Source organism: Nocardia sp. NPDC023852 (assembly GCF_040639505.1).
In the GTDB taxonomy this organism is placed as follows: domain Bacteria; phylum Actinomycetota; class Actinomycetes; order Mycobacteriales; family Mycobacteriaceae; genus Nocardia.
Window position 1 is genome coordinate 1 of sequence record NZ_JBFAAB010000060.1, and the last position, 4,791, is coordinate 4,791.

At 64.2% G+C, this 4,791-nt stretch carries 7 protein-coding genes and 1 pseudogene; 6 read left to right on the plus strand and 2 right to left on the minus strand.

The window, feature by feature from the left end; translation table 11 throughout:
• Positions 1-223 precede the first annotated feature (223 nt).
• Together AB0H00_RS31715 and AB0H00_RS31720 are read right to left on the minus strand one after the other, a co-directional pair.
• Complete coding sequence (locus AB0H00_RS31715; RefSeq protein ID WP_357273576.1) at positions 224-478, minus strand: DUF4158 domain-containing protein; 255 nt, start codon at positions 476-478, stop codon at positions 224-226.
• Positions 479-627: 149 nt separating this feature from the next.
• Entirely contained in the window at positions 628-1,419 is a 792-nt protein-coding gene (locus AB0H00_RS31720) for a DUF1206 domain-containing protein (RefSeq protein WP_357273579.1), read from the minus strand.
• 518 nt (positions 1,420-1,937) lie between these two features.
• Between AB0H00_RS31720 and AB0H00_RS31725 the strand changes: the two genes are divergently transcribed.
• The 6 genes and pseudogenes from AB0H00_RS31725 to AB0H00_RS31750 form a co-directional block, all read left to right on the plus strand.
• Entirely contained in the window at positions 1,938-2,474 is a 537-nt protein-coding gene (locus tag AB0H00_RS31725) for a hypothetical protein (RefSeq protein WP_357273581.1), read from the plus strand.
• The gene (locus tag AB0H00_RS31730; RefSeq protein WP_357273583.1) at positions 2,471-2,644 is read left to right on the plus strand and encodes a CsbD family protein; all 174 of its coding nucleotides are present in this window, start codon (positions 2,471-2,473) and stop codon (positions 2,642-2,644) included. The genes AB0H00_RS31725 and AB0H00_RS31730 overlap by 4 nt, the downstream gene beginning before the upstream one ends.
• Before the next feature lie 71 nt (positions 2,645-2,715).
• Positions 2,716-2,871: a DUF6131 family protein gene (locus tag AB0H00_RS31735; protein ID WP_357273585.1), complete on the plus strand. Its 156-nt coding sequence runs from the start codon at positions 2,716-2,718 to the stop codon at positions 2,869-2,871.
• Between the two features lie 41 nt (positions 2,872-2,912).
• Positions 2,913-3,113, plus strand: coding sequence for a hypothetical protein (locus tag AB0H00_RS31740; protein ID WP_357273588.1), 201 nt, complete (start codon positions 2,913-2,915; stop codon positions 3,111-3,113).
• 113 nt (positions 3,114-3,226) lie between these two features.
• Complete coding sequence (locus AB0H00_RS31745; RefSeq protein ID WP_357273590.1) at positions 3,227-3,661, plus strand: hypothetical protein; 435 nt, start codon at positions 3,227-3,229, stop codon at positions 3,659-3,661.
• 65 nt (positions 3,662-3,726) lie between these two features.
• A pseudogene (locus tag AB0H00_RS31750) lies at positions 3,727-4,152 on the plus strand (acyl-CoA desaturase); the annotation flags it as partial.
• Positions 4,153-4,791 lie beyond the last annotated feature (639 nt).

Genomic DNA, 4,791 nt, shown 5'->3' on the forward strand with positions numbered 1-4,791 from the left:
CAGTGGTCTGCTCGAAGCCATCGCGCATCACATCCGTTCCTCACCAGGAGATTCCAGTGTTGCGCTGACCCATTGAGACCAAGGGCATGAGCGGACGTTCGGCGAGGCCTGTCAAGGCGGTTGGATGGCATCGGGAGTGCTCACTCGCCCCAGGTCAAGAAACCGCGGGTGCCGATGTGGGCGCCGGTTCAGAAGTGGCTTTTCGCGTTGCCGCCCGTGGGCGTCATTTCGACCTCGACGGTTGAATACGCGATCTCACCAGTCGGCTACCCCGAGAAGGCGGGGTTTCACTCCACGGCAACGTGCACAACGCCACCGAAAGGCCGAGCCGCTCTGCCGGACCACACCCGCGGCCAGGCGTGAGGAACGGGATATCGGCAGGGGTGAGCGTGAAGAACCGGAACAACTCCTCGCGGCTGACATCCGGAAACTCCCGCAGACGCACCAACTCCTCGTCCGCAAACACCTGCATCGCCACGAAACCCGACCTCCAGCACACCGACCAACCTCATCGGCAGCCAAGCCAAGCCAAGCACCAATCACAATGCCCCGCAGCCGAACCGGAATCCCGACATCACCGCTGGTCAAGCCATTGTCGTTGTTTTTCGCAAGATTGCTCCGGGACCCCTACATCTTGGTGTATCGGGCCATGGCGAAGCTGTAGAGGCCATAGGTGATGATGCCCAGGCCGGCCGCGATGAGGAGCGCTGCTCCGTAGGGTTGGGCCCCGAGAGTCTTGAAGGCACCGTCGAGTCCGGCGGCTTTGTCGGGCTCAGATTGGTTGACGGCGAGTATCACCAGTAACCCGATGGCGGCGATGGCCAGCCCCTTCGCGATGTATCCGACAGTGCCCAGCCGTCGTACCAGGTCACTGGTGGTGCCCTCGAGGTCTTGGAGGAAGTTCTGGCTGGCTCCTTTGTAGATGTGGTAGCCGCCGATCGCGATGATGATCAGCGCGCCTGCGATGAGGGCGATCGTGCCAGCGGTGGTTTGCACCATGCGGGCGGTGATTCCTGCGCTCTGGCCGCTGCTGGACTTGCCGCTGCCGCGGGCGAATCCGAACGCGGAGAACGCGAATGCGAAGTAGACCACTGCCAGACAGAACGCCTTGACGCGATCGATCGTTTCGGATTTCTTGTTGTCGGCTTGGGGTTTGGACGCGCTGCCGAGTGCGGCTTCGGCGAGCCGCCACAGCGCCATCAGTACGAACGCGACGACGCCCACCCACAGGGCGAGGACGCCGCCGGGCTTGGAGGCGAGTTCGGTCATGGCCCCGGATTGGTCGGCGGTGCCGGTTGCGCCGCCGAGGGCGATCCGGATGGCGATGTAGCCGATGATCAGGTGCACGATGCCACTGACAACGAAGCCGGCGCGGGCGAAGCGTTCGAAGATGCTGTTCTGGGCCAGTCGGCCCGCCATGGAGGACGAGTTGTCAGACGACGCCGACGGCGATGCGCCGGCCGACGTCGAGGACGGATTGTTGTCAGGCATGGTGCTCGCCCCGTATCCGTGGTGGTGAAAAGCTCCGCCGGGGGTGCGAGGGGCGGTCTGCGGGGTGCGCAGCACGGTCCCGAGGCCGACTACTGCCGGGCCGGGGCCGTTGTCCCGAGGACCCACCCGACGGCGGTTGTCGAAGGGTCGGAAGGGTGTCAGTTGTGCGGCTGTGCCGTGCTGTCAGCCTAGCCCCGCCTGCCCTGCTGGCGGTAGATACGGGTCCGGGTCGGCTCGGGTGTCTGATCGCTCATTTTCCCAGCTCGGGGATGTGTCAGCTTTCGAAGTCGCCTTCAGTGATTCCTCGAAGTCGTGTTCAGTGCATCCCTGCTTCGGTGCTGAGTTGGCGCTGCCGTCGGCGCAAATCGGGCAGCCATAAAGTGCAGCTCTACATTGTTGACTCAGTGGGTTTGCGGTGGTTGAGTGAGCATTACAGCGTAGATCTGGTGGGTAGCACAGTGACCGTCATCATCGGGCTTGTCGTTCTGGTCGCGGCCGTCATGGTCGGGCTCGCGGGGGTGCTGGCCAACGGGGATGTCAACCACGCATTGACCGACAATTTCGCCGTTTTCGGCTACCACGTGACCGGCTCGACCGGCGTGTTGTTTCTCTACGGCATCGTGGTCGGCGCGGCCGGACTGGTCGGGCTGAGCCTGCTGTTGGCCGGTGCCCGGCGAACCGCCCGCCGCGGCCGTACCGCGCGCAGCGAACTCGAGGTATCGCGCCGCGAGACCACCGCGGCGAGCCGGGACCGCGACGACCGCGCCGACCGGCAGCCCCACCTCGACGACACGCGAGATGCCCGCGATACCGGAGCCGACGGTGCTGCGCGTCGCGACCGATTCCGCCTTTTCGGATTCGGCAACCGATCCAGGGACCGCCACGCTGCCGGCAACCCGCACTCGGGCGCGGCTGACGCCACCCGCAATAGATGTCCGCCGCATCCGCGACAACAGCACACGCGAAAGGGACCACCATCATGAGCATCAGTAAGAAGATCGCGCACAAGGCCGAAGCCGCCAAGGGCGTCGCCAAGAAACTGGTCGGCCGGGGCACCGGCAACACTCGCCTGCGGACCGAGGGGCGTATCGATCAGGCCAAGGGCAATACCAAGCAGGCCGGAGCAAAGATGAAGGACGCCTTCAAACACTGACGCTACACGCAACCAACGGGGTGGCCCACCCACACAGCCCGTCACTTCGCCACCGAAACCAGGTATCGACCATGATCATTCTCGGAATCATTCTTCTCGTCGTCGGTTTCCTGCTGAAAATCCAGATCCTCTGGGCCATCGGGATCGTGGTCCTCATCATCGGTCTGGTGCTACTGCTGTTGGGGTCGATGGGGCGCGCTGTCGGCGGGCGACGCCACTACTTCTGACGGCCGGTCTTGGTTCATTCATCGACTCCAGGAGGCCGGTGATGCGGTGGCTGACACTGCTGGTGCTGGTATGGCTGATCATCGGCGCGATCGCCGCCGCGCAGCGCGGATACATCACCCACGCCGAACAGAACTGCGCGGGTGTCGGGACCATCGCGGTGACCGTGTTGGCGGGGCCACTGAACTATGCCGGGGTCAATCCCAAGGTGACCAACTGCCATGTGCCCCAACCCAGCCGCTGACAACATCGGTGCCCGGGCACGCGGTCGCGATCGACCGACCCCATTCCCGACACCGGTGCCAACCACATGGGACCCAACCACATGGGACCACGCTCAACCTTTGAGGAGCCAGCATGACCACCACCACGATCGTCGTCATCGTTGTTGTCGTGATTGCGGCAATTTTGATCGTCGCCGCGCTCACCTGGCTGGTCTTGAACAAACGTAAGGAACACCGCCGCGTCGAAGCCGCGGGCATCCGCGAGAAGGCAACCGAACAGTCCCACGAGGTCGGCCAGCGTGAAGCGCTCGCCGACGAGACCGCGGCCAAGGCCCGAGCGGCTCGGGCCGAGGCCGATGTCAGGGCAGCGCAGGCGGCGGGCCTGCAAGAACGAGCAGCGGCTCACCGCGGCGAAGCCGTCACCTCCCGCGACGAGCTGAAGCAGGAGTTCGAACGCGCGGACAAGATCGACCCGGACTCCCAGACACGCGACACGCGAGAAGAATCCGAACCCCGCCAGACGCCGTCACGCGAAGCATCCACGCGCGACCGAACCGACCATCGATGACCCTTCCCGGTGAAGGGGCGCTTTCACTGTTGCTGTTCCTTCGCGGGCGCAAGGTAGCGGTGCACCAGCCGTGGCGGCCTCGGTTCCTGCTGCAGCCGCTGCAGAACGTGTTGCTGGCGGTCACCTTCGAGTGGGGGATCGCCCTGCACGGCTTGTACTCCGAGCAGGAGCGTGTGGCAACCAGCGCGGAGCGAAGAGCGCAAGCCAAAGCATTGATCGGCAAGATCGCCCGACAAGCTGGGAAGGACTACGTGCTCGCCCCTGCGTTGAATGGTCGACGCTGGCGCCGCACGCTCGTAGCGAATCTGGCAGCCAACACCCTACGCAACCTCTGGGCACATGTGGTGATTTTCTGCGGCCATTTCCCCGACGGCGCCGAGAAATTCACGCACATGGCGGTGGAGCAGGAGACCAAAGCACAATGGTATCTGCGGCAAATGCTCGGCACGGCGAACTTCGATGCGGGGCCGGTGCTGGCCTTCCTGAGCGGGAACCCGACCACGAACCGCTGCGTATAGATAAGTCGACCGTTGATGGTTACCTCTGTCTGCGTCCGGACGAACTTGATGCACGCCTTCGTGTCGGCCAGCCGGATCGTGGGGCCGGTCGTCGCGCTGACCGAGCCCTCGCGCACCGTCTGCAGAACATTGACCTCGGCATTCTCGCGTCGTCCAGTACGGACGTGGATCGAAGCCGACTGACTGCAACAGTTGGCGTGAGTGCTCATTCTCATGCGGACCTGCGTTATCGCGGCAATGGCAATAGCATTCACCGGCTTCTCGGGGGCTACCGGTGCCGCGATCGACACCGGTAGCGCCGGTCCTTCGGAGCCCGGGGCGCCGGGCGCGCAGCCCGGACCGCCTCCGCCGCCTGACGGCCGAAAGGTCGGCGATCCCTGCACTGCCGGTGGCGGCGCTCCGGGACATTGGGATTGGGTACATCTCGATGGAAGCGCTGGCGCGCATTACAGCACCGAGTGGATGTTCACCTGCCAACCGAACTGAACCGCTCGCACCGCCTACTGTCGCGTCCGGCTGAATACTGGATCTGGCACAGACTTCGTGATTGACCCGTTCGGGATGCGAAGGGGCGGTTGATAGTTCATGATGTCGCGGGTGTTCTGATCTTGA

Excerpts from the sequence above, each read along its gene's own strand:
- AB0H00_RS31720 (WP_357273579.1), bottom strand. The coding sequence starts at position 1,419 with ATGGCGGGCCGACTGGCCCAGAACAGCATCTTCGAACGCTTCGCCCGC.
- AB0H00_RS31730 (WP_357273583.1), top strand. The coding sequence starts at position 2,471 with ATGAGCATCAGTAAGAAGATCGCGCACAAGGCCGAAGCCGCCAAGGGC.
- AB0H00_RS31735 (WP_357273585.1), top strand. The coding sequence starts at position 2,716 with ATGATCATTCTCGGAATCATTCTTCTCGTCGTCGGTTTCCTGCTGAAA.
- AB0H00_RS31740 (WP_357273588.1), top strand. The coding sequence starts at position 2,913 with ATGCGGTGGCTGACACTGCTGGTGCTGGTATGGCTGATCATCGGCGCG.
- AB0H00_RS31745 (WP_357273590.1), top strand. The coding sequence starts at position 3,227 with ATGACCACCACCACGATCGTCGTCATCGTTGTTGTCGTGATTGCGGCA.